Genomic DNA, 23,294 nt, shown 5'->3' with positions numbered 1-23,294 from the left:
CGCCGATCGATCTCCCAAGCATCGGACAGCATCGTTCGGCGTCGAGGACAGGGAAGTTTTTGATGAGTACAGAGCGCACGAGGGAGTCGGCGGCACTGGTGAGAGCTGCCAGAAGCGGCGATCCAGAAGCTCAGGACGCCCTGGTCGGCGCGTACCTTCCGCTGGTCTACAACGTCGTGGGGCGGGCCCTGAACGGCTCGGTCGACGTCGACGACGTCGTGCAGGACACCATGCTCCGTGCCCTGGACGCGCTGGGCGGTCTGCGCACTCCCGAGAGCTTCCGCTCCTGGCTCGTGGCGATCGCGATGAACCAGGTCCGGGCGCACTGGCACGACCGCCAGTCGGCCCCGGGTGCCGTCGAGGAGGCCGAGGACCTCGCCGATCCGGGCGCCGACTTCGTGGACCTGACCATGGTGCAGCTCCAGCTGTCCGGCCAGCGCCAGGAGACCGCACGCGCGACGCGCTGGCTGGAGCCGGACGACCGGGGCCTGTTGTCGCTCTGGTGGCTGGAGTGCGCCGGTGAGCTGACACGGTCCGAGGTGGCGGAGGCTCTGGAACTGTCACCGCAGCACACTGCGGTCCGGGTGCAGCGGATGAAGGCGCAGCTGGAAGCGGCCCGCGTGGTGGTGCGCGCGCTCGACGCGCGGCCGCGATGCCAGGAACTGCAGGGTGCGCTCGCCTCCTGGGACGGCCGGCCCTCGGCGCTGTGGCGCAAGCGAATAGCCCGGCATGCCCGTGGTTGCGGGCATTGCTCTGGTTTGTGGAGCGGGTTGATGCCTGCCGAGGGACTGCTGGCCGGTCTGGCGCTGGTCGCCGCGACGCCCGCCCTGCTGGACAGCGTGCTGTCCGCCTCCGGCGGGATGGCCCTGGCGGGCTCCACGTCCCGGCTGCCCTCGTTCGCAGGCTCTGGCGGATCGGGCCCCGGATCCGGACAGCGCGGCGGGCGGGGCCGTGCGAACTCTCGCACCGAGGCCCGTCGACGCCGGCGTATCCGGCGCCGAGTCGTCGGCGGTGCCGTGGTCGTGGCCTGCGTGGCGGGCGGCTCCCTCTGGTACTTCGACACGGAGCCCGGGACCGGCAGCACCGAGGAGGCCACCGCCTCGCGGACCGCCGGCGCGCCCGTCGTGGACATGTCGGAACCCAAGCCCGTCGAGACCTCCCCGTCGCCCTCGAAGTCCCCGTCGCCGTCCGCGTCGCCCTCGAAGAAGGCCAGGCCCTCCAGGTCGGCGCGCCCGACCAAGAAGAGCGTGCCGACCCCCAAGCCGTCCCCGCGGCCGACGCGGACCGCGTCCAGCACCCCGCGGACACAGGCGGCCCCGACGGGTGCCGTAGCCCAGGTGGTCGCGCTGGTGAACAAGGAACGGTCGGCCGCCGGCTGCGGCCCGGTCGCGGAGGACCCGCTGCTCGACAAGGCCGCGCTGGGCCACTCCGAGGACATGGACGCCCGCGACTTCTTCGACCACACCAACCCGGACGGCGCCGACCCCGGGCAGCGCATCACCGCCGCGGGCTACACCTGGTCCACGTACGGGGAGAACATCGCCATGGGCCAGCAGACCCCGGAGGCCGTGATGGAGTCCTGGATGAACAGTCCCGGCCACCGCGCCAACATCCTCAACTGCGCGTTCAAGGACATCGGCGTAGGCGTGCACGAGGCCCCCGGCGGCCCGTGGTGGACCCAGAACTTCGGCGCCAAGCAGTGAACTCGATGAGCGCACCGGAGACGCCGGGCGTCACAGCATCACGTGCTTGACCCGCGTGTAGTCGAGCAGCCCGGTGAGGGAGAGGTCGCTGCCGTAGCCGGAGTGGCCTACGCCGCCGTGCGGCATCTCCGAACGATCTCGTCCTCCTGCCGTGCCCCGGCGACCACTGTGGGTCCGGGCGCTGCGCGACGAGGCCACACGGGTCTTCGCCGTGGACCAGTACGGGCAGTTGCACGCCTGGGTGGGGGACGCGGTACGGCGCGGTATCGCGTCCGGCGAGTTCACCCCGACCGACCTCGCCACCCTCGTCCTGTCCCTCAGCGACGGCTGCGGCATCCGCCTCATGCTGCGCGAGCACACCGTTACCCTCGACTCGGCGCTCACCTCCATCTGGCGCCATGTGTCCGCCGCGCTCGGCCTGCCACCTGCCGTGCCGACGGAGTGAGCTGACGCCGGGCCCCGCCCAGCCCCCGCCCCGACCCCGCCTCACCTCACTCACCCACGCTCCCCTTACCCGAATGGCTCACTGACACTGCGCCGGAGGAGGCGAGCGTGGGTGAGTGATGTGAGCGTGGTGGAAGGGATGCGCGTGCACAGGGCGACGAGGAGGCGCGATGTCGGTGGGACTGGAAGAGGGCGGCACCGCGTGCGCCGCCCCCGGGGGCGACTTCGAGCAGGTGAGCGCCGTCGCCGACGCCGTCCTCTATGAGGGCTACCTCCTTTACCCATACCGGCGGTCCTCGGCCAAGAACCGCGTCCGATGGCAGTTCGGGGTGCTGTTCCCCCGGGACTGGGTGGAGGCGGACGGCCCGGTCGCCCCCGGTGTGTCCGGGTCCGCCGACTCCTGGTACCAGCAGACCGAGTGCCTGCTGCGCATCCGGCGACCCGACGCGGCCGTACGCGTGCGGCTGCGCTGTCTGCAGATGCAGCGCAAGCAGGTGGAGGAAGCCGTCCGGGACGGTGAGTTCCGGCCCGTCGAGTCGTTGCGGACGGACGACGGCACGACACATCTGACCTTCGACGAGGCGGTCCCGCGCGAGTTCGATGCCGTGGTCGCGGTGGACGACCTTCTCCGGGGTGAACACACCGTTCCGGTGGGAGCGTCGGCCGGCGCGGACGTCGAGCCACTGCCGGGAGGCGCCGGCCAGGTGGTGCGGCGCCGCGAGGAGGTGCGCGCGAGCATCACCGTCGCCGCCGAGCGGCTCGCGCCGGACCTCTGCCGCCTGCGGGTGCGCACCACGAACACCGGCCTGGCGCCGGATCCGCGAACCGCCCGCGACGAGGCCCTGCGCCGAGCGCTGATCGCCACGCACACCCTCATCGGCGGCGACGGCGCGGAGTTCGTCTCGCTGACCGACCCGCCCACAGACCTACGGGCCCATGCGCGCGCCTGCCGCAACGAGTTCACGTTCCCCGTCCTCGGCGGTGAACCGCGCGAACCCGATACGGCCGCGCACACCCTGCTGTCCGCCCCGATCATCCTCCCCGACCACCCCCAGGTGGCCCCGGAGAGCCCCGGCGACCTCCACGACGCGGCGGAGATCGACGAGATCCTCACGCTGCGCACGATGTTGCTGACCGACGAGGAGAAACAGGAGGCACGCGCCACCGACCCGCGGGCCGCCGCGATCCTCGACCGGGTCGAGACCATGCCCCAGGAGGTCTTCGAGCGGCTGCACGGCGCCGTCCGCTCCCTGGTACCGGTCGCCCCGGCGAAGCCAGTGACGCCGGCCCCCGTCGACCGCCCGGCCTGGTGGCAGGAGGGCGCCGACGACGGGCTCTCCCCGTCGACCGACACGGTGCTCGTCGACGGCGTACCCCTCGGCGGCGGCAGCCGCGTACGGCTTCGCCCGCGGGGGCGGGGGGCCGACGCCCAGGACATGTTCCTGGCCGGGCGGACCGCCGAGGTGGCGGCCGTCTTCCATGACGTGGACGGCAGCGTGCACCTCGCCGTCACCCTCGACGACGATCCCGCGGCCGAACTGCACTCCTGGTACGGCCGCTTCCACTACTTCCGGCCCGACGAGCTGGAGCCCCTCGACCCACCGCAGCGGAGGCCGATGACATGACAACGCACAGCAGCACCGCCGAGGTCAGCAAAGAACCCGCTCGAGGCGAGGAACGGGAAGGCTTCGACGAGATCACCATCCTCTGGATCTCCGAGGGCATGAGCTGCGACGGCGACACCGTCTCCCTCACCGCCGCCGACCAGCCCTCCATCGAGGACCTGGTGCTCGGACTCATCCCGGGCCTGCCGAAGGTGAACCTGGTCAACAAGGTGCTCTCGCCCAGCCTGGGCGGCGAGGACTTCCTCGCCCCCTACCGGGCGGCCGTACGCGGCGAGCTGGCTCCGTTCATCCTCGTCATCGAGGGCTCGATCCCCAACCAGAACATCATCGAGGGCGACGGCTACTGGACGTCCTTCGGCAACGACCCCGAGACCGGTGAGCCGCAGACGCTGAACTGGTGGATCGACCAACTGGCCCCCAAGGCCTGGGCGGTGGTGGCCGCCGGCACCTGCGCCACCTTCGGCGGCATCCACGCCATGGCCGGCAACCCGACGGGCTGCATGGGCCTCGCCGACTACCTGGGCTGGGACTACACCTCCCAGGCCGGCCTGCCGGTCGTCAACGTGCCCGGCTGCCCGATCCAGCCCGAGAACTTCATGGAGACCCTGGTCTGGGTCCTCTACCACGCGGCCGGCTCCGCGCCCCCGCCCCCGCTGGACCACATGTTGCGCCCGCAGTGGCTGTTCGGGAAGACGGTCCACGAGGGCTGCGACCGTGGCTCGTACTACGAGCAGGCCAGCTTCGCCAAGGACTACAACTCGCCCAAGTGCCTGGTCAAGACGGGCTGTTGGGGGCCGGTCGTCAACTGCAACGTGCCCAAGCGGGGCTGGATGGCCGGCATCGGCGGCTGCCCGAACGTCGGCGGCATCTGCATCGGCTGCACCATGCCCGGCTTCCCCGACGCGTTCATGCCGTTCATGGACGAGCCCCCGGGCGGCACCCTGTCGTCCCTGGCCATCAAGCCGTACGGCGCCGTCATCCGCAGGCTGCGCGGCATGACGAACGAACTCGTCAACCACGAACCCAGGTGGCGCCACAACAAGCGCAAGCTGACCAGCGGTTACGACCCGCGCTGGCGGCCCTGATGACACCCGGCACCCAGGCCCCGACGCCGGGCCGGCCGCATCCCACCCCCCACCCGCACACCACCGACAGCGAGGGACAGCACCGCAGATGACCACCACCGAGGCCCGGCCCACCGAGCGCAAGCCGCCACAACTCGTGGACATGTCCTGGGATCCCATCACCCGGATCATCGGGAACCTGGGCATCTACACGAAGATCGACTTCGCCAACCGGGAAGTCGTGGAATGCCACAGCACCTCGTCGCTCTTCCGCGGCTACTCGGTGTTCATGAAGGGCAAGGACCCGCGCGACGCGGGCTTCATCACGTCCCGGATCTGCGGCATCTGCGGCGACAACCACACCACCTGCTCCGACTACGCCCAGCAGATGGCCTACGGCGTCAAGCCGCCCCCGCTGGCCGAGCACATCGTCAACCTGGGCGAAGCCGCCGAGTACATGTTCGACCACACGATCTTCCAGGACAACCTGGTGTTCGTGGACTTCTGCGAGGCGATGGTCAAGGCCACCAACCCCGGTGTGCTGGCCCGCGCCGAACGCACCGAGGCGCCCCGCGGCGAGATCCACGGCTACCGGACGATCGCCGACATCATGAAGGCCTTCAACCCCTTCGAGGGCGAGGTCTACAAGGAGGCCCTGAAGGTCAGCCGGGTCACCCGCGAGATGTTCTGCCTGATGGAGGGGCGGCACGTCCACCCGTCCACGCTGTACCCGGGCGGCGTCGGCACCATGCCGCAGCCGACCGCCTTCACCGACTACCTCAGCCGGCTCATGCGGGTCATCGACTTCGTGAAGAAGGCCGTCGCCATGAACGACGACGTCTTCGACTTCTTCTACGAGGCCCTGCCCGGCTACGAGGAGGTCGGCCGCCGCCGCGTCCTGCTGGGCTGCTGGGGCGCCTTCCAGGACCCCAAGGTCGTCGACTACCGCTACGAGACCATGAACACCTGGGGCAAGGCGATGTACGTCACCCCCGGCATCATCGTCGACGGCGAACTGGTCACCAACAACCTCGTCGACATCAACCTCGGCCTGCGCATCATGCTCGGCAGCTCCTACTACGAGGACTGGGTCAACGAAAAGCCCTTCGTCACCCACGACCCGCTCGGCAACCCCGTCGACATGCGCCACCCGTGGAACCAGACCACCGTCCCAGTCCCGCAGAAGCGCAACTTCGACGACAAGTACAGCTGGGTGATGAGCCCACGCTGGTACGACCAGCGCACCGACCAGCACCTCGCCCTCGACACCGGGGGCGGCCCCCTCGCCCGCCTGTGGTCCACCGCGCTGAGCGGCCTGGTCGACACCCCGTACATCAAGGCCACCGGCCACAGCGTGCGCATCTCCCTGCCCAAGGGCGAGACCCTGCCGGAGACCACCCTGGAGTGGCGCATCCCGCAGTGGAGCAACACCATCGAACGCGACCGCGCCCGGCCGTACTTCGTCGCCTACGCGGCCGCCATGGCCCTGCAGTTCCTGGAAGAGGCCATGGGGCTGGTGCGCGCGGGCGAGACCAAGGTGTTCGAGAACTACGAGGTGCCCGACGAGGCCATCGGCTGCGGCTTCCACGAGGCCGTGCGCGGCGTCCTCTCCCACCACCTGGTGATCAAGGACAAGAAGATCGCCAACTACCACCCGTACCCGCCCACCCCGTGGAACGCCAGCCCCCGCGACATGTACGGCACCCCCGGCCCCTACGAGGACGCCGTGCAGGGCCAGCCCATCTTCGAGGAGAACGGGCCGGACGACTTCAAGGGCGTCGACATCATGCGCACCGTCCGCAGCTTCGACCCCTGTCTGCCGTGCGGCGTCCACATGTACGTCGGCAAGGGCAAGACGCTCACCACCCTGCACTCGCCGACCTACGGGGCGAACCATGGCTGAGGCCGCCCCCACACGCCTGGCGGACCTGGACGTCGAGACCCGGCTCGCCAGGCTCGACCACCTGCTGGAGGCCATCGAGTCCGCGCCCGGCCCCACCACGCGCTCCGCGACCGAGGCGGTGGGCCTGCTGACCGAGGTCTACGGCGAGGCGCTGGCCCGTGTCATGGACCACGCGGACGGCCGGCTGGCCGAGCTGCTGGCCGACGACGAACTGCTGGGTCACCTGCTGGTCCTGCACGACATCCACCCCGAGCCCGCCGAGCTCCGGGCGGCCCGGGCGGTCGAGCGGCTGCGTCCGGCCGTACGGGAACGCGGCGGCGACGCGGAGTGGGCCGGAGTGGAGGGGCAGGTGGCCCGGGTGCGGCTGACGTCGGGCGGCGGGTGCGGATCGGGCTGCGGTGGCGGGGCCTCCGAGGTCACGGACGCGGTCCGTGAGGCGGTGCTCGCCGCGGCTCCCGAGCTGACGGCGGTGGAGCCCCTGGCCGCCGCGGCACCCGCCCCGGCCCCGGCGTTCGTCCCCCTGGCCACGCTCACGCACCGAGGCGCACGGTGACCACGGACGGAGCGCTGGCCCGCCTGATCCGCTCCTCGGCCGACCGCGCGACGGCGGACGCGGCGGAGACGTGCGACCTGTGCGCCGCGCCGGTGCCGGACGAGCACGCCCACCTGTACGACACCGGGCAGGAGGAGGTGCGCTGCGTCTGCGGCCCCTGTTCGGTGCTGTTCGCCGAGGCCGGGGCGGGTGACGGCCACTACCGGCTCGTGCCCCGGCGCCGGATCCGGCTGCCCGAGGTCGACACGGCGGCGCTGGGCGTACCCGTCGGCCTGGTCTTCTTCGTGCCCCGGGCGGACGGCACCGTCACCGCGGAGGGCCCGAGCCCGGCGGGGGCCATGCGATGGGAGGTGGACGCGGCGGCCTGGCAGCGGTTGGCCGGAACGACGTGTCCGCAGCTCGCCACCGTGGAACCCGAGGTGGAGGCACTGCTGGTGAACACCGTCCACGGCCTCGACCACCACTGGATCGTGCCGATCGACGACTGTTACCGGATGGTCGCCCTCGTACGCCGGGAATGGCGTGGCCTGTCCGGGGGCGCCCAGGTCTGGCCGGCCGTCGAGCGGTTCTTCGAGGACCTCACCGAGCGGTCCTGAGTACGTACTCCGCAGGTCGGAGGCGAGGAAGGGGAACACCCCATGGGCAGCATCAGAGTGGGCCGGGCCCAGGCGAAGCCCGATACGCCCGGTCACGTGGCCGGCATGCACCAGGGCAACAAGGGCCGGTACAAGGACCAGAAGGGCCACCACGAGGACGGCACCGCCGACGCGCGCCGCTCCACCGGGATCCATTGGAAACGGCATGACGCGCTCGCGGAGACCATGCCGAACATCCCGCCGGGATGAGAGACAGCAGGGAGTCGCCGGAAATGAAGGTCCAACGAACACGATGGTCGGCCGCCAAGGGCGGACGAACCGGGACGAGCGGACAGCGGGTGCTGATGGCCGAGGGCGCCATGGTGGGCGGCGTGGTCCTGGCCTTCTTGCTCTGGGAGTTGCCCAGTCTGCGGCGGGAAGCGCGGATCTGGCGGATGGCCGGCGGGTTCCGCGCCGGTCGCCGCTACCCGTGAGCCGGCTGTGCACGAGTTGTCGATCGCGACCGCGATCATCGAGCGAGCCGGTGAGCTGGCCCGGGCGGACGGAACGGAAGCCGTCTCGGCGGTGACCGTCCGGGTCGGCGAACTGGCGGGCGTCGTCCCCGACGCCCTCGACTTCGCTTTCGAGGTGGCCCGCGACGGCACCGCCCTCGCCGGGGCACGGCTCGTGGTCGAGCAGATCCCCGCGCAGGCCTGGTGCGGCCCGTGCGCCGAGGAGTTCCCGGTGGGCACGCCCCCGTTCTTCTGGTGCCCGCGCTGCGACCGGCCCTCCACGGACCTGCGCAGCGGCCGGGAACTGGAGATCACCGGGATCACCGGGACCGAGCCGTCACCGGCCCCGGCATAGCGCGTAGCGCATCACCTGCGTGGGCCCCGCCGACCTGCTCGGCGGGGCCCACGCACGTCCGTCCCGGATCAGCAGATACGCGGCAACTGCTCGCCCAGCGGCAGATCGACCACCCGCGTCCCGCCGAGCCCGGTGGCGACCACGACCATGCCGGGGTGGTCGGCGACGCACTCGCCGATCAGCGTGGCCCCGGCGCCCTGCGGGTGGTCGCGCATCGCCGCGAGGACCTCCTCCGCCGCCGACGGAGGCACGAAGGCGACCAGTCGGCCCTCGTTGGCGACATAGAGGGGGTCGAGCCCCAGGAAACCGCAGGCGTTCGCCACCGCGTCCGGCACCGGAATCGCCCGCTCCCGCAGCCGGACCCCGGTCCCCGAAGCGCGGGCGATCTCGTTGAGGGACGCCGCCAGGCCGCCCCGGGTGGGGTCGCGCAGCACATGGAGGTCCGGGGTGACCGCCAGCATGGCCGCCACCAGATCCGCCAGCGGCGCGGTGTCGCTGGCCACCTCCACCCCGAACTCCAGCCCTTCCCGGACGCTCATGATCGCCACCCCGTGCAGGCCGATCGGCCCGCTGACGATGACGGCGTCCCCGGGCCGCGCACGCTGGGGACGGATGTCCACCCCGTCGGGGACGAGCCCCACCCCGGCGGTGGTGACGTACACCCCGTCGCCGTGCCCGGACTCCACCACCTTGGTGTCACCCGTGGCGATGGAGACCCCGGCGGTCTCGGCCGCCGCGCCCATGGCACGCGCGATGCGTTCGACCACGGTCAGTTCCACGCCCTCCTCCAGCACGAAGGCGGCGGAGAGATACGCCGGCCTGGCACCGCTCATCGCCAGGTCGTTGACGGTGCCGTTGACCGCGAGGTCGCCCAGGCAGCCGCCGGGGAAGAACAGCGGCCTGACCACGTAGGAGTCGGTGGAGAAGGCCAGCCGCGCGCCGCCCAGTTCGAGGACGGCGGAGTCGGCGAGCCCGGCGAGGGTGGCGTTACCGTAGGCAGGGGTGAAGACCTGCTCCATCAGTTCCGCCGACAGCGCTCCGCCGCCGCCGTGCCCCATCACCACGACCCCCTGGTCACGCAGCGGGGCGGGGCAGGTCCAGTTGGCCGGGTCGACCACCTCGGCGAGTTGTTCAGGCAACGGGGTTCATCTCCTCCCGCGCGGCCCGGTCGGCCTGCGGCGTCGGGGCGTTCATCCGGCGGTAGAGGTAGTAGGCGGCGCACGCGCCCTCGCTGGAGACCATGGTGGCGCCCAGCGGATTGCGCGGGGTGCACGTCGTGCCGAACGCGGCGCACTCGGTCGGCTTGATCAGCCCCTGAAGGACCTCGCCACTGCGGCACTCGGCGGGCTCCTCGGTCCGGATGCCCGTGACGTCGAAGCGGTGCTCGGCGTCGTACGCGCGGAAGGCGTCGGTCAGCCGCCAGCCGCTCAGCGGGATCCGGCCGATACCGCGCCAGTTCCGGTCGGTGACCTCGAAGACTTCCTCGATCATGCGCACCGCGGCCGGGTTGCCCTCCTCGCGCACGGCACGCGGGTACGCGTTCTCCACCCGGTGCTCGCCGCGCTCCAGCTGGCGCACCGCCCGGCGGATGCCCTCCAGGATGTCCAGCGGCTCGAAGCCGGTCACCACCATCGGCACGCCGAACCGCTCGGCGAGCCGCGGATACTCGGCCGTGCCCATCACGCTGCACACGTGCCCGGCGGCCAGGAAGCCCTGCACCCGGCACTCGGGCGCCGTCATGATCGTCTCGATGGCCGGGGGCACCCGCACATGCGACACCAGGACGCTGAAGTTGGTCAGGCCCAGTCGGCGCGCCTGGTGCACGGCCATCGCGTTGGCGGGGGCCGTGGTCTCGAAGCCGATCGCGAAGAACACCACCTCCCGGTCCGGGTTGCGGCGGGCCAGTTCCAGGGCGTCGAGCGGCGAGTAGACGACGCGTACGTCGCCGCCCTCGCCCTTGACCCGGAACAGGTCCCGGTCGGTGCCCGGCACCCGGAGCATGTCGCCGAAGGAGCAGAAGATCACGCCGGGGCGCGAGGCGATCTCCAGCGCCTTGTCGATGACGTCCAGCGGTGTGACACAGACGGGGCAGCCGGGGCCGTGGATCAACTCCACCTGCTCGGGCAGCAGTTGGTCGATGCCGTGCCGGATGATCGAGTGGGTCTGGCCGCCGCACACCTCCATCAGCGCCCAGGGCCGGGTGGCGGTGGCACGGATCTCGTCCAGCAGGCGTCGGGCCAGCTGGGGGTCGTTGAACTCGTCGATGTACTTCACCGGGCCTCACTCCCGCTGTCCTGGCGCTCCGCCACCGGGGCGCCGCCCGCCTCCTTGGCCGCCTGGTCCCAGGCGTCCCCGAACTCCTCCTCCAGCAGCCCCAGTTCCTCGAAGAGCTTCAGGGACGCCAGGGCCGACTCCTCGTCCAGGCGCTGGAGCGCGAAGCCGACGTGCACGATGACGTACTCACCGACCCGCACATCGGACACGTACTCCAGACACGCCCGCTTCTGCACTCCGCCGAAGTCGATCAGCCCGGTGAGCGGATCCGCGCTGTCGTCGATGGCCACGACCTTGCCGGGCACTGCCAAGCACATGGGTCACTCCTCCTGTCGTTCGTGCGCCGCGACCACCAGCTGGCCGAGGGCCAACCCGCCGTCGTTCGGCGGGACTTCGCCGTGACGGAGGACCGCGAAGCCGTCCTCGGTCAGCAGTCGCGCGCACTCCTCCTCCAGCAGCGCGTTGGCGAACACCCCGCCGCTCAGGGCGACGGTGGCGAGGCCGGTGTCCCGGCGCGCCCGCCGGCAGACCTCCGCGACGGCCCGCGCCACGCCCCGGTGGAAGCGGGCGGCCAGCACGGGGGCCGGGGCGCCGCGCCGCAGATCGGCGACGAGCGCGGCGAGCACGGGCGCCGGATCGTAGACGCCGGCGGCGAGTCCGAAGGTGTACGCCGAGGTGTCGGCGCCCCAGGCCGAAGCCGCGGCGGCCTCCAGCTCCAGGGCGGCCTGGGCCTCGTACTCCGCGCGGTGGCACACACCGACGAGCGACGACACGGCGTCGAAGAGGCGGCCCATGCTGGAGGTCGCCACGCAGGCCAGACCGCGCGTCAACTGCCGTTGCAGCAAAGTCAGTTCATCTGCTGCGCAGGCGGCCACGCTGGGCAGGTCCGGGTCCCAGGGCACGCCCGCGGCCCACAGCCGGGCCAGTGCCAGACGGCACGGGTTGGCCACGCCGGCGTCGCCGCCGGGCAGTGGGGCGGGGGCGAGATGGCCGAAGCGCCGGTAACCGGTGTAGTCGGCGAGCAGGACCTCGCCGCCCCACACGGTGCCGTCGTCGCCGTAACCCGTGCCGTCGAAGGCGACGCCGATCACGGGGGTGGTGCCGTCGAGACAGTGCTCGGCCATGGCCGAGGCGATGTGCGCGTGATGGTGCTGAACCAACACCGGGGCGGGGGCGGTAAGTTGGGCGGCCCGCTGACGCGCCCACCGGGTCGAGTGGTATCCCGGGTGCCGGTCGGCGGCGACCAGCCCGGGGCTGACGCCGGTCAAGGACCGCATTTGCGACTCCGCCCGCCGGGCCGCCTCCAGCGTGGTCAGCTCGCCCATGTCGCCGATGTGCGGGCCGAACCAGGCCTGGTCGCCCTCGCCGAGGCACAGGGCGTTCTTCAGGTCGCCGCCGACGGCGAGCGCGGGCCGTACCGCGACCGGCAGACGCAGCGGGCGGGGCACGTACCCCCGGGACCGGCGCAGCACCTGCTCGGTGCCGTCGGGGCGGACGCGCAGCAGGGAGTCGTCGCAGGGCGAGGCGATGGGCCGGTCGTGGGCGAGCCAGGCGTCGGCGAGCCCGGCCAGCCGGGTCAGCGCCTCGTCGTCGTCCGTGACGATCGGCTCCCCGGAGCGGTTGCCGCTCGTCATGACCAGGGCGCGCGGGCCCGGCGGATCGCCGGGCAGGCCGAACAGCAGGGTGTGGACGGGGGTGTAGGGCAGCAGCACACCGAGGTGCGGGCTGCCGGGGCAGACGCCGGGCGCGAGGATCTGCTGGTCGGCGCGTCGGCGCAGCAGGACGATCGGACGCCGGGGACCGGTGAGGGCGGCCCCCTCGGACGGGGAGAGCTCGGCGATCCGCCGTACGACGTCGAGGTCCGCGCACATCACCGCGAACGGTTTGCCGCCGCGTGCCTTGCGGGTGCGCAGCGTGTCGACGGCGCGTGCGTCGGTGGCGTCGCAGGCGAGGTGGTAGCCGCCGAGCCCCTTGACCGCGACGATCCCGCCGGCGGCCAGCAGCGCACGTGCCGTCGCCAGGGCGTCGGCGTCCCGCGCGGGGCGGACCCCGGTCCCGGTGGCGGGCGCCAGGCGCAGCCGAGGGCCGCAGTCGGGGCAGGCCACGGGCTGGGCGTGGAAGCGGCGGTCACCCGGATCGCCGTACTCCCGGGCGCAGTCGGGACACATCGGGAAGCCGGCCATGGTCGTGACCGCCCGGTCGTACGGCATCCCGGTGGCGATGGTGAAACGGGGGCCGCAGTGGGTGCAGGTGACGAACGGGTGCCGGTGGCGGCGGTCGGCCGGACCGGCCAGCTCCCGCAGGCAGTCGGCGCACGTCGCCGTGTCGGGCGGGAGCAGGGTGCGGCCGGGGGAGCGGTCGGTGGAACGGATGGTGAAGGCGTCGTCGGCGCCGGTGACGGGCAGGTCCTCGAACCCGACGCCGGTGACGGAGGCCAGGGGCGGGGGCCGGGTGGCCAGCCGGTCGCAGAAGTCGGCGACACCCACCTGTGGGCCCTCCACCTCGATGAGCACGCCGCTCGCCGTGTTGCTCACGAAGCCCGCCAGCGCGAGGTCGGTGGCCAGGCGGTGTACGTACGGTCGGAAGCCCACGCCCTGCACCGTGCCGCGCACCATGACGCGGCGGCGCACCGCCTGTGTGGCCGGCGCCGTCACGAGACGCGGCCGGCCGCGAGGCCGGATCCGGCGCCCTCATGGGTGTGCGAACCTGCGTGGCTGTGGCTGTGGGGGCGGGGTGCCAGGGGCGGCCGGTGGACGGCGGCCCCGTCCCGCACGGCGAGCACGCGCTGCAGGAGGGTGTCGACACCGTCGCCGGCACGTGCGCAGGAGTGCAGGATCTCCACCCCGGGGTTGACCCGCCGCACGTTGGCGGCGAAGGCGGCCTCGTCGAAACCGGCGGGCCCGGCCAGGTCGGTCTTGGTGAGCACCACCAGATGGGCCGAGCCGAAGGCCGTGGGGTACTTCAACGGCTTGTCCTCGCCCTCCGTCACCGCCATGAGCACGATCCGCAGGTTCTCGCCGAGGTCGTAGGAGGCCGGGCAGACGAGATTGCCGACGTTCTCCACGAACAGCAGCGAAGTGCCCTCGGGCAGCCAGCTCTCCACGTGGCCGCGGAGCTGCCGGGCCTCCAGATGGCACAACCCGTCGGTCAGCAGCTGCTTGACGGGTGCTCCCGAGCGGGCGAGCCGGTCGGCGTCGTTCTCGGTGGCGAGGTCGGCGGTCAGCGCGGCGACCGGGATACCCCGCTCCACCGCCCGGGCCAGCACGCGCCCGAGCAGTTCCGTCTTGCCGCTGCCCGGGCTGGACAGCAGGTTGACCACGCTCACACCCCGCCGGGTCAGTTCGTCGCGGAGGCACGCGGCCAGACCGTCGTTCTTCGCCAGGACGGCCTGGGTGACCTCGTCCACGGAATCGCACATGGGCGCTGCTCCCAGCGGGGATCGGGGATGTCGGACCGCTATCGATCCTCGGCGCCGTCGGCCACGAGGCGCGGGAGCCGGGCCGCGGACGGGTCCGTGCATTCCTCGGACGGGTCCGTGGATTCCTCCGGGCGGCTCAACGGGGGTGTGGCCGTGGGGTCGGCGAGCAGCGCGGGAACCATGGTATGCAGGGCCTCGACGGCCCGCTCGACCGCGTCACCCACGGTCGCGCTGATGCCCGGGGCGATGTCCTCGTCTCCGCGGTGCCGCAGCTCGGGCTCGCAGGCCAGGACGAGGACCCGGGGCAGCGGCTCGTCGCCCAGGTGGGCGGCCAGGGCCAGCACCTTCGCCGGGTCCATGCCGTGCGCCTCCGGCGGGGCGGCTTCCGTGGCCCCGTCGGGCAGCTCCGGCTCGATCAGCGACAGGGTGCCGGGACGATGGCCCCGCGCCGCCGCGTCGACGAGGACGGCCGTGTCGTAGCCGTCGAGCAGTTCGTACGCGAGGTCCATCCCGCGGATGCCGAAGTCCCGTACCCGCACCTCGGGCGGCAGCGGGCGGCGGTCCAGGGCGCGGATCACCTCGGGGCCGAAGGCGTCGTCCGCGAGGAAGATGTTGCCGACCCCGGCCACCAGCAGTCGCGCGCTCATCGCGCACCCCCGACGGCCAGCGGGTCGGCGGAGCCGGTCGGTTGCTTACGGACGAAGGCCGAGCGCAGGGCGTGGTAAGGGGCCCGTGGGTCGAAGAAGATCGCGCGCATACGGGCGAGTTCGTCCCGCCGGTACTCGCCGAGCGGTCGCAGCCGGTCGTCCGCCCGACGCGCCGCGGCCTTCGCGGCGATCCGTTCCGCCAGGCCCGGGCCCCCGGCGAGCTCGGATGCCAGGTGCTCGACCTCGGCGGCGAACTTCTCTGCCGGGACCGGCACCAGACGGTCCACCAGGCCGATCCGTGCGGCGGTCGCGGCGCTCACGGGCAGCGCGTCGGTCGTCAACCGCCTGGCCGTCCCGGTTCCGACGCGGCGGGGCAGCGTGTACGTCCAGTATTCCGACCCGTACAGGCCCATGCGCCGGTAGTGCGGGTTGAGGACGCCGCCCGTGCGGCACCAGACCTGGTCGGCGGCGAGGGCGAGCATGACGCCGCCGGCCGCCGCGTTGCCGCCGAGGGCCGCGACCACCATGCGGTCGGTGGTCCGCAGCACGGCCTCGACCAGGTCGTTCATGGCATGGAGGTTGGCCCAGGACTCGCCCGCCGGGTCGGCCGAGGCCTCGATGACGTTGAGATGGATGCCGTTGGAGAAGAAGTCGCGCGTGCCGCCGAGCACGAGCACCGAGGTGGGGCGGGTGAGCGCCTTCCGGTAGGCGGCGAGCAGCCTGCGGCAGTGGTCGGTGCTCATCGCCCCGCCGGGGAAGGAGAAGGACAGGAAGCCGACGTCGCCCTGCTGCCGGTAGCGGATGTCGGTCCAGGTGACGCGGTCCGGAGGCAGTTCGAGCGGCGCGGGGTCCTCCGGCAGCCAGTGCGGGCGGCCGTCGGGCAGCGGCGTCGCGTGTCCGATGCCGGTGCCGGGCGGAGCCGGAAAGCCGGCGAGCACGGAGGCCGCCGGGCGGCGGAACGGTGCCGGGTCGCCGGAGCTCTTGCGGGGGCGCAGTTCCGGGATCCACACCGCGCCGTCCCGGGTGGCCCGGCAGACCGCGCCGGACCGCGTCGCGAGCAACTCGCCGGGGTGTCCGCGCAGCAGGTCCTCGGGATGCCCGCCGTGCAGGAACACCTCCCGGCCGCAGACCTCGTCCAGAACGCCCGGCTGCGAGTCGGCCCCGCGGAGCTTGCGCAGCACCGTGGCCGTGCTGTCGACGTCCCAGTCGATCCGGCGCCGCTCCTGCCGGACGAAGTCGCGCCACACCACGCGGATCGCCGGGTCGCTCTGCGGCCGCGGCTTGAACGATCCGTCGGCGAACCGCCGCACGGCCAGCAGTACGGCGGCCGTGGCGGCGTCGGAGACCTCGTTGCGGTACAGGTCGCTCTTGCCGACCGGTGCCACCGGGAAGGGCCCGTCCGCCCACACGTCACCCGCGTCCATCGCCGCCTCGGCCTGAAGCACCGTCACACCCCAGTCGGACGCCTCCTCGGCGATCGCCCAGTCCAGGGAGGACGGGCCCCGGTCGCCGGGTGGCCCCGGGTGCACGATCAGGCAGGTGTGCTCCTGCCACACGTCCTCCGGCAGCGCCGTCTTCAGCATCGGAGCGACGACCAGTTCCGGACGCGCCGCGCGTACGGCGGCCCGGACCGCCTCGGGGCCGTGCGAGGCGAGGACGACGTCCACCCGATGCCCCTGGTCGGACAGTTCGGCGTACAGACGCTGGGACAGGCTGTTGAACGCGCTGGCGACGAGCAAGATGTCCATGACATGGCATGTTCGCTGGTCGGGGGAGGGCCGAGAAGGACCACGGGCGGCGTTTCGCCGGACTCGGTGATCCCTGATCAGGAAGCGAGGTGATCCTCATCAGGAAGCGAGCGCTTCTCCGGCGGCGTGATCCGCGGATCCAGCCGTTCGTTGCGCCTACCGCGACTGAGTGGTCTCCAGCAGGTCCCGCGCCATCAACCGCGCGGGCCGCTCGGTGTGTTCGGCGACGCGGCGGAAGGTCTCCTGGGCGGGGCGGGCCGGCCAGTCGGGGGGAAGGTGCCGGGCGGGGAGCCGGGGATCCGTGCGGATGGTCCATAGCCATTCGCTGACCAGCCGCAGCCGGGTTCCGATCGGGTCGTCGCCCGAACCGGCGTCCAGGTGCGCCGTCCACCGCTTGTCGAAGGTGACGTAACGAGCGGCGATGCTCTCCAGGTCCCAGGCGCCGTCGATCATCTGCGCGATATCGGTGGCGTCGTCCGCCTGGGCGTGGAAGATCTTGACGTGGTCGGCCAGCCCGAGCTCCGCGACCACGGCGGCGACGTCGACCTTCCCGGGGGCGATCCACAGCCCGCTGTACAGCGCGCCGAACCCGGACCAGGTGAGCCGGGAGCGCAGGTCGTGGCGCTGGCGCTTCCAGGAGTCGGGGAGGGAGAACCCGAGCAGGGTCCAGGAGCCGTCCCAGTCGTCGTTGACCGCGCCCTGCCGCCAGATGCGGGTGCGGCCGTCCTCCAGGACACGGGTCGCCTGCGGGGTCAGGCCGAAGAACATCTTGCGGCCCTCGCGCTGGCGCCGCAGCAGGCCGCGGTTCACCATGCGGGTGAGGGTCGAGCGCACGGCCTGCTCACCGACCCCCACCCGTCCGAGCACATCGATGATGCTGCCCGAGTAGACGCACAGGTCGCCTTCCTCCAGGACGTGGTTGCCGAAGAAGGTGAGCATGAGCGACTGGGGGCGCTGCTGCGGCCCCTCGGCGCTGCCCTCGGTGTCCAGGATGTCGTCGTCCTCCACGGTGCACAGCGTACGACCGCCCACCGACGGCGCGGCGGGCGGTCGTACGGCATCACCGCCCGTCGGCGGGGTGGGCAAGGTCGTACGGCCGCAGATAGGGGGTGGGCCGGTACGGCACATAGCGCGTCGGTGTCGTCGGATCGGCCTTCGTGGCACGGGAGTTGAGGGACTCCGGGTCGGTGCCGACCCACCTGCCGGTGGTGAGGCGGTCCTCCAGCGTGTGCAGGGCCGAGAGCTTTTCGGCGGGGCTGAAGGTGCAGTGCCCGGCGTTGTCCGTGTACGCCTGCCGCAGCAGGGGCGCCGACCCGGCGGCGGTGACGGCCCGCTTCAGGGCGCTCTCCGTCTGGACGGGGACGAGGGCGTCACCGATGGTGTGGACGGAGAGCTGCGGCTTGGCGAGCTTGCCCGTGAACGAGCTCGTGCTGCTCATCCAGGCCACGGCGGCCGGGTCGGCGCTGATGCGCGGGGCGCGGTTCAGGGCGGCGAGGTCGGCGCGCAGGGAAAGGCCGGCCTTCTTGTACAGCTCGGTGACCTCCTTGCGGACGGAGGACTCGCCGAGCAGCCTTGCGTAGTCGACGCCGGTGTTCCAGGACATGTTGCCGCCCGCCCGGACCTCGGCCTCCCGCCGCCGGTTGAAGGCGACGGTCCTCAGCAGGCCCTGCACGGCCTCGTACTGGTTGGCCTGCTGGGCGTCCCAGTCGGCCGCGGCGGGCCGGGTCTGCGTGGGCTGGTTCCAGCCGGGGATGTTGTGCAGGGCGGCGGCGAGGGCGATCCGCGCCCGCCCCTCGGCGGTCGTCTGCGCCGAGTCGACCACGGAGGTCAGGGTGCTGACCGCGTCGTCGGCGGCCGTCTGGTCCGCGATGTTCACCAGCGGGACGTCGGAGTCTGGCGCCAGGAGCGTCTTGATGGCGAAGACGGGATCGAGGGTGTTGTTCCAGTTGGCGACGCCGCCGTGAACGAGGCCGCACAGGGAGATCGACCCGTCGATCCGGTCCGGGTGGCGCTCGGCGATGGCGGTGGTGACGAGTCCGCCGTACGACCGCCCCCACGCGACGGTCCGGGAGGCCGCCCCGAAGCGCTCGGTGAACGCGCTCAGAGTGTCGATCTGGTCGGGCACCGCGTCCGCCACCGCCCAGCCGGTGGTGGCGTAGGACGAGCCGATGAGGGCGTAGCCGTCCCGCAGGAGCAGAGCCTTGGTGGCGTCGTCCGCGGCGTCCTGGGCGGGGTTGTCCGGGCCGCTCACGTAGCCGTGGCTGAAGAGCAGGACGGTGCCGTTCCAGTGGGCGGGCACGTCCATCATGTACGTGGCACCCGAGGGGAGTCGGCCGTCCACATGGGTCGTGTCCGACGCGGCGGCAGCGGCCGAGGCGGGCAGCGCGGTCACGGCGAGCAGGAAGGCCGCCGCACAGGCGGTGTGGGTACGGCGGCGGGTGCGGGGGGGGCGTACCCGCGCCGGCGGGGTCGCGGCATCGGTCCTCATGCGGAGATCTCCTGCGTGTGGGGGGCGTCGGTGCCTTCGGCCGCCGGGGCCGAGAGCGAGGTACGGCTGGTCTCGCGCACGAACCAGACGGTCAGCGCCGTGATGAGGGAGCCTCCGCAGATCAGCAGGGCGACGGCGGTGCCGTTGCCGCTGCCGGCCACCAGGCTTCCGGCGATCATGGGGGAGAAGCCGGCGCCGATGAGGGTGGCGCCCTGGTAGCCGAGGGAGGCGCCGGTGTAGCGGACCCGGGTGCCGAACATCTCGGTGAGCAGGGCGCCCAGCGGGCCGTACATCATGGACTGGGCGATGCCGTGGCCGAGGACGACGGCGAGGATCAGCAGCCCGGGCGACTTGGAGTCGACCAGAGCGAGGACGGGGAAAGCGAGCGCGGCCGAGGCGACGGCTCCGGCGAGGACGACCGGGCGGCGGCCGACGCGGTCGGACAGCGCGGAGGCGCAGGGCAGCACGACCAGGGCGACGCAGGCGGAGACGGTGAGCGCGGTGAGCACCTGCGGGCGGGCGTATCCGATGCCGGTGGCGTACGCGATCAGGTAACTGGTCAGCAGGGACTGGGCGGTGAAGGCGCCGATGCCGACACAGCAGGCCAGCAGCAGGGGACGGGGGCGCCGCAGTACGTCGACGATGGGCAGCCGGGCCTCGGCGCGGTCCTTCTTCACCTCGGCGAAGAGCGGACTCTCGACGACCTTGAGCCGGACGAAGAGGCCGACGCCGAGCAGTACCACGCTCAGCAGGAACGGCACGCGCCAACCCCAGGCCGTGAACTGGTCCCGGGGCATGGCGACCACGAACGTCACGACGAGCGAGGACAGCAGGGAGCCGAGCGGCGCTCCCATCTGAGTGAAGCTCGACCACAGGCCGCGGCGCCGTTCACCGGCGTGCTCGACGACCATCAGGGTGGCGCCGCCCCACTCACCGCCGATGGCGATGCCCTGGACGACGCGGAGCGTGATCAGCAGGACCGGCGCCCAGACGCCGATCGCGTCGTACGTGGGCAGCAGGCCGATGAGGAAGCTGGCGCCGCCCATCAGGCCCATGGTGAGCAGCAGCATCGACTTACGGCCGAGCCGGTCGCCGAAGTGCCCGAAGAGGATGCCGCCGAGCGGGCGGGCGACATAGCCGGCGGCGAAGGTGCCGAACGCGGCGATGGTGCCGACGGCGGGGTCGGCGCCGGGGAAGAACAGCTCGCCGAAGACCAGGGCGGCGACGGTGCCGTAGACGAGGAAGTCGTAGAACTCCACGGCCGTACCGAGCAGCCCGGAGAAGGCGACCCGGCGGAGTTGCCGGGTGCTTTCGGGGCTGGACGGTGACGGTGATGCGACGGGGGACGGGGACATCGCGGTCTCCCTTGACCGGGGGAAGGACACCGCGAAGGTAGGCTCTCTGGTGACCGCCGTCAAGAAAGTGCACAACATTAGTCCGTGGTTCGGCCATGGCCATGAGCGGTCAGATCAGAAAACCGAACGAGTCACGTACCCCGGCAGGGCGTGAGACCGGTGTCACTTCCAGCCGAAACGGCGGTCCACCACCGCCGCGAACTCCTCCAGGGTGAGCACCTCGTCGCCGTTCTGGTCGGCGGCGTCGAAGAGCGCGGAGGAGGCGTCCTCGTCGCCCAGGGCCCAGAACGGCAGATCTCCCGACGCGGCCAGCGACGGGCCCTTCGACCGCAGCGCGATGATCACCTCCGCGCGGGTCAGGGTCCCGTTCTCGTCGAGGTCGAGCGCCTCGAACAGCTTTCGGGCCTTGTCACTCATCGTGTCATCCTCGTTCCTGGCGTCGGCAGGCGAGCCGACGCACCCCGTCACCAGAAGAGGACGCCTCCACGCCCCCTCGGGTTCCCTCCGCCGGCGGACTCATGACCGCTCCCGCGTCAACGGCGCAGGCGGGTGCGAGCGATCAGCCACATCAGATACGGCGCGCCGACCGCCGCCGTGAGCACGCCCACTGGCAGCTCGACCGGGGAGAACAGACGGCGGGCGAGCAGGTCCGCGACGACGACGATCGCGGCACCGGTCAGGGCAGAGGAGAGCAGCGGGATCTGGGCGGTGCGGGTCAGCCGGTGGGCGATCTGCGGCGCCAGCAGCGCCACGAAGTCGACCGGTCCCGCGGCGCCGGTCGCGACCGACGCCAGCACCACGCCGAGCGCGGTGAGACCCAGCCGGACCGGACCGAGCCGTACGCCCAGCGCGGTCGCCGTGCTGTCGTCCAGGGACACCATGCGCTGGGCGTGCGCCGCCCACAGCAGCGCCGGGACCAGGACCGCGAGGACCAGGGCGAGGGGCGCGGCCTGGTCGTAGCCCCGGCCGTTGAGCGAACCGGTCAGCCACACCTTGGCCTGCTGGGCCACCAGGTAGTCGCCCTTGGTGAGGAACAACCGGGTCAGTGAGCCGAGCGCGATCGAGACACCGATCCCGACGAGGACGAAGCGCGTGGCGTGCAGCCCGCCCCGCCAGGCGAAGACGTAGACGAGCGCGGCGGCCGACAGCCCGCCCACCACCGACACGTACGGCAGGAGGGCGTACGACGTGATCCCGAAGGTCATCGCGGTCACCGTCGCCGCGCCCGCGCCATGCGTGACGCCGATGACGTCCGGGCTGGCGAGGGAGTTGCGGGCCACGGTCTGGATCAGCGCTCCGGAGACGCCGAACGCGGCGCCGACCAGCAGACCCGTCACCAGCCGGGGGAGGCGCAGTGTGCCGACGACGAGTTCGTCGGGGCTCGGCTGACCGAGCAGTACCCGCACGACCTCCGTCGGGGAGACGTACGACTCGCCGACGCACAGGGACACGACGACCGTCACCGCGAGTACCGCGGCCAGCAGCACCGCTACGGCACACGCCCGGCGGTGCAGCAGGAAACTGCCGCCCCGCACGCGGACGACGGCGTATCCGGAGGGGCGAAGACGCCGTGGGGCGGGGCTGGTTCGCTCAAGAAGCCGGGTCATGCCGCCACCGTCGCCTTCCTCCGTACCAGCGCGACCAGGAAGGGCACGCCGAGCAACGCGGTCATCACGGCCACCGGCACTTCCGAGGGCGCGAAGACGACCCGGCCGAGCACGTCCGACACCAGGATCACCACGGGACCCAGCAAGGCCGACAAGGCCAGCACCCATCGGTGGTCGGCCCCGCCCAGAGCCCGCGCGATGTGCGGGACGGCGAGTCCGATGAACGCGATCGGACCGGCGACCGCGACGGCGGCCCCGGTCAGCACGGTCGCGGCGAGGGCGCCCAGAGCCCGCAGCAGCGCGACCCGGTGACCGAGCCCCCTGGCCACGTCGTCCCCGAGAGCCAGGGCGTCGAGCCCCCGCGCCATGACGGCGACCAGCAGCAGCCCCACGAGGACGAACGGCCAGGTCTGCGCGACGACTCCGCCGCCGCGGCCGGCGATCGAGCCGACGTCCCAGAAGCGGAACTCGTCGAGGGCACGAGCGTCGGTCGTGACGATGGCGGAGACCACGGAGGCGATGAAGGCGTTCATCGCGGCCCCCGCCAGCGCCAGTTTGACCGGCGAGGCGCCGCCGCGTCCGCTGCCCGCCACCGCGTACGCGGCCGCCGCGGCGATCCCCGCCCCGGCGAACGCGAACCAGACATAGCCGGCGGGCGTGTGCACCCCGAGGAACGCGATCGCGCAGACGACGCCCAGCGAGGCGCCCTGGCTCACGCCGAGGACACCGGGCTCGGCGATCGGGTTGCGGGTGATGCCCTGCATGACCACCCCGGCGACCGCGAGGGCGAGTCCGACCAGCACGCCGATGACCGTGCGGGGGACCCGTAGCGCGCGCACGACCTGCGCGTTGTCACCGTTGCCGCCGTGCAGCAGGGCGTCGAACACCTGGGCCGGGGGAATCTGCCGGCTGCCGAGGGCGAGGCTGAGCAGGACGGCGAGGAGGAGTAGGAACATGCCCGCGACCGTCCAGGCGATACGACGCCGGGTGGCACGGGACATGCGGTTCCTTCTGCTGTTTCGC

The 23,294-nt window shown here is 72.3% G+C and carries 23 protein-coding genes; 10 read left to right on the top strand and 13 right to left on the bottom strand.

Going from position 1 to position 23,294, the window contains the following annotated elements; all coding sequences use genetic code 11:
* The first annotated feature begins 62 nt into the window (after nucleotides 1-62).
* From ABIE67_RS05410 to hypA, 10 genes are all read left to right on the top strand, one after another.
* Nucleotides 63-1,703 (top strand): sigma-70 family RNA polymerase sigma factor, encoded by a 1,641-nt coding sequence (locus ABIE67_RS05410; RefSeq protein WP_370254037.1) that lies wholly within the window; start codon nucleotides 63-65, stop codon nucleotides 1,701-1,703.
* A gap of 151 nt (nucleotides 1,704-1,854) precedes the next feature.
* Nucleotides 1,855-2,148 (top strand): TetR family transcriptional regulator C-terminal domain-containing protein, encoded by a 294-nt coding sequence (locus tag ABIE67_RS05405; protein WP_370254033.1) that lies wholly within the window; start codon nucleotides 1,855-1,857, stop codon nucleotides 2,146-2,148.
* Between the two features lie 169 nt (nucleotides 2,149-2,317).
* Nucleotides 2,318-3,772, top strand: coding sequence for a hypothetical protein (locus tag ABIE67_RS05400; protein ID WP_370254029.1), 1,455 nt, complete (start codon nucleotides 2,318-2,320; stop codon nucleotides 3,770-3,772).
* On the top strand, nucleotides 3,769-4,857 hold the full coding sequence (locus ABIE67_RS05395) for a hydrogenase expression protein HypE (protein WP_370254025.1): 1,089 nt from the start codon (nucleotides 3,769-3,771) through the stop codon (nucleotides 4,855-4,857). Before ABIE67_RS05400 ends, ABIE67_RS05395 begins: the two co-directional genes overlap by 4 nt.
* A gap of 88 nt (nucleotides 4,858-4,945) precedes the next feature.
* Nucleotides 4,946-6,739, top strand: coding sequence for a nickel-dependent hydrogenase large subunit (locus ABIE67_RS05390; RefSeq protein WP_370254022.1), 1,794 nt, complete (start codon nucleotides 4,946-4,948; stop codon nucleotides 6,737-6,739).
* Entirely contained in the window at nucleotides 6,732-7,292 is a 561-nt protein-coding gene (locus ABIE67_RS05385; RefSeq protein WP_370254019.1) for a NifU family protein, read from the top strand. Before ABIE67_RS05390 ends, ABIE67_RS05385 begins: the two co-directional genes overlap by 8 nt.
* Complete coding sequence (locus ABIE67_RS05380; RefSeq protein ID WP_370254015.1) at nucleotides 7,289-7,888, top strand: DUF5947 family protein; 600 nt, start codon at nucleotides 7,289-7,291, stop codon at nucleotides 7,886-7,888. The genes ABIE67_RS05385 and ABIE67_RS05380 overlap by 4 nt, the downstream gene beginning before the upstream one ends.
* Before the next feature lie 42 nt (nucleotides 7,889-7,930).
* The gene (locus ABIE67_RS05375) at nucleotides 7,931-8,137 is read left to right on the top strand and encodes a hypothetical protein (RefSeq protein ID WP_370254011.1); all 207 of its coding nucleotides are present in this window, start codon (nucleotides 7,931-7,933) and stop codon (nucleotides 8,135-8,137) included.
* 23 nt (nucleotides 8,138-8,160) lie between these two features.
* Nucleotides 8,161-8,361 (top strand): hypothetical protein, encoded by a 201-nt coding sequence (locus tag ABIE67_RS05370; RefSeq protein WP_370254006.1) that lies wholly within the window; start codon nucleotides 8,161-8,163, stop codon nucleotides 8,359-8,361.
* Nucleotides 8,362-8,368: 7 nt separating this feature from the next.
* Nucleotides 8,369-8,734, top strand: coding sequence for a hydrogenase maturation nickel metallochaperone HypA (gene hypA, locus ABIE67_RS05365; protein ID WP_370254002.1), 366 nt, complete (start codon nucleotides 8,369-8,371; stop codon nucleotides 8,732-8,734).
* A 68-nt stretch (nucleotides 8,735-8,802) separates the two neighbouring features.
* On the opposite strand, the gene hypE is transcribed toward hypA, so the two are convergent.
* The 13 genes from hypE to ABIE67_RS05300 all read right to left on the bottom strand — a co-directional run bounded on the left by hypE (nucleotide 8,803) and on the right by ABIE67_RS05300 (nucleotide 23,272).
* On the bottom strand, nucleotides 8,803-9,873 hold the full coding sequence (gene hypE / locus ABIE67_RS05360) for a hydrogenase expression/formation protein HypE (protein ID WP_370253999.1): 1,071 nt from the start codon (nucleotides 9,871-9,873) through the stop codon (nucleotides 8,803-8,805).
* Nucleotides 9,866-11,008 (bottom strand): hydrogenase formation protein HypD, encoded by a 1,143-nt coding sequence (gene hypD / locus ABIE67_RS05355; protein WP_370253994.1) that lies wholly within the window; start codon nucleotides 11,006-11,008, stop codon nucleotides 9,866-9,868. Before hypD ends, hypE begins: the two co-directional genes overlap by 8 nt.
* Nucleotides 11,005-11,325 carry a HypC/HybG/HupF family hydrogenase formation chaperone gene (locus ABIE67_RS05350; protein ID WP_370253989.1) on the bottom strand — a complete coding sequence of 107 codons (321 nt, stop codon included), beginning with the start codon at nucleotides 11,323-11,325 and terminating at the stop codon, nucleotides 11,005-11,007. The genes hypD and ABIE67_RS05350 overlap by 4 nt, the downstream gene beginning before the upstream one ends.
* Nucleotides 11,326-11,328: 3 nt before the next feature.
* Complete coding sequence (hypF, locus tag ABIE67_RS05345; protein WP_370253985.1) at nucleotides 11,329-13,662, bottom strand: carbamoyltransferase HypF; 2,334 nt, start codon at nucleotides 13,660-13,662, stop codon at nucleotides 11,329-11,331.
* Nucleotides 13,659-14,426: a hydrogenase nickel incorporation protein HypB gene (gene hypB / locus ABIE67_RS05340; protein WP_370253980.1), complete on the bottom strand. Its 768-nt coding sequence runs from the start codon at nucleotides 14,424-14,426 to the stop codon at nucleotides 13,659-13,661. Before hypB ends, hypF begins: the two co-directional genes overlap by 4 nt.
* Nucleotides 14,427-14,464: 38 nt before the next feature.
* Nucleotides 14,465-15,073, bottom strand: coding sequence for a hydrogenase maturation protease (locus ABIE67_RS05335; RefSeq protein ID WP_370253976.1), 609 nt, complete (start codon nucleotides 15,071-15,073; stop codon nucleotides 14,465-14,467).
* The gene (locus tag ABIE67_RS05330) at nucleotides 15,070-16,821 is read right to left on the bottom strand and encodes an enoyl-CoA hydratase-related protein (protein WP_370253972.1); all 1,752 of its coding nucleotides are present in this window, start codon (nucleotides 16,819-16,821) and stop codon (nucleotides 15,070-15,072) included. The genes ABIE67_RS05335 and ABIE67_RS05330 overlap by 4 nt, the downstream gene beginning before the upstream one ends.
* 156 nt (nucleotides 16,822-16,977) lie before the next feature.
* Nucleotides 16,978-17,829, bottom strand: a complete 852-nt coding sequence (locus tag ABIE67_RS05325; RefSeq protein ID WP_370253968.1) for a PaaX family transcriptional regulator C-terminal domain-containing protein — start codon at nucleotides 17,827-17,829, stop codon at nucleotides 16,978-16,980.
* A 52-nt stretch (nucleotides 17,830-17,881) separates the two neighbouring features.
* Complete coding sequence (locus ABIE67_RS05320; RefSeq protein WP_370253964.1) at nucleotides 17,882-19,309, bottom strand: alpha/beta hydrolase family protein; 1,428 nt, start codon at nucleotides 19,307-19,309, stop codon at nucleotides 17,882-17,884.
* Nucleotides 19,306-20,664: an MFS transporter gene (locus ABIE67_RS05315; RefSeq protein WP_370253960.1), complete on the bottom strand. Its 1,359-nt coding sequence runs from the start codon at nucleotides 20,662-20,664 to the stop codon at nucleotides 19,306-19,308. Before ABIE67_RS05315 ends, ABIE67_RS05320 begins: the two co-directional genes overlap by 4 nt.
* A gap of 162 nt (nucleotides 20,665-20,826) precedes the next feature.
* Nucleotides 20,827-21,081, bottom strand: a complete 255-nt coding sequence (locus ABIE67_RS05310) for an EF-hand domain-containing protein (RefSeq protein WP_370253956.1) — start codon at nucleotides 21,079-21,081, stop codon at nucleotides 20,827-20,829.
* A 116-nt stretch (nucleotides 21,082-21,197) separates the two neighbouring features.
* Nucleotides 21,198-22,271 (bottom strand): FecCD family ABC transporter permease, encoded by a 1,074-nt coding sequence (locus ABIE67_RS05305; protein ID WP_370253952.1) that lies wholly within the window; start codon nucleotides 22,269-22,271, stop codon nucleotides 21,198-21,200.
* Nucleotides 22,268-23,272: a FecCD family ABC transporter permease gene (locus ABIE67_RS05300; RefSeq protein ID WP_370253947.1), complete on the bottom strand. Its 1,005-nt coding sequence runs from the start codon at nucleotides 23,270-23,272 to the stop codon at nucleotides 22,268-22,270. The genes ABIE67_RS05305 and ABIE67_RS05300 overlap by 4 nt, the downstream gene beginning before the upstream one ends.
* Nucleotides 23,273-23,294: the final 22 nt, after the last annotated feature.

The sequence above is a fragment of the Streptomyces sp. V4I8 genome (genome assembly GCF_041261225.1).
In the GTDB taxonomy this organism is placed as follows: Bacteria; Actinomycetota; Actinomycetes; order Streptomycetales; family Streptomycetaceae; genus Streptomyces.
Note: the sequence above shows the minus strand (reverse complement) of the source record. Positions and strands in the feature narration are given on the sequence as shown.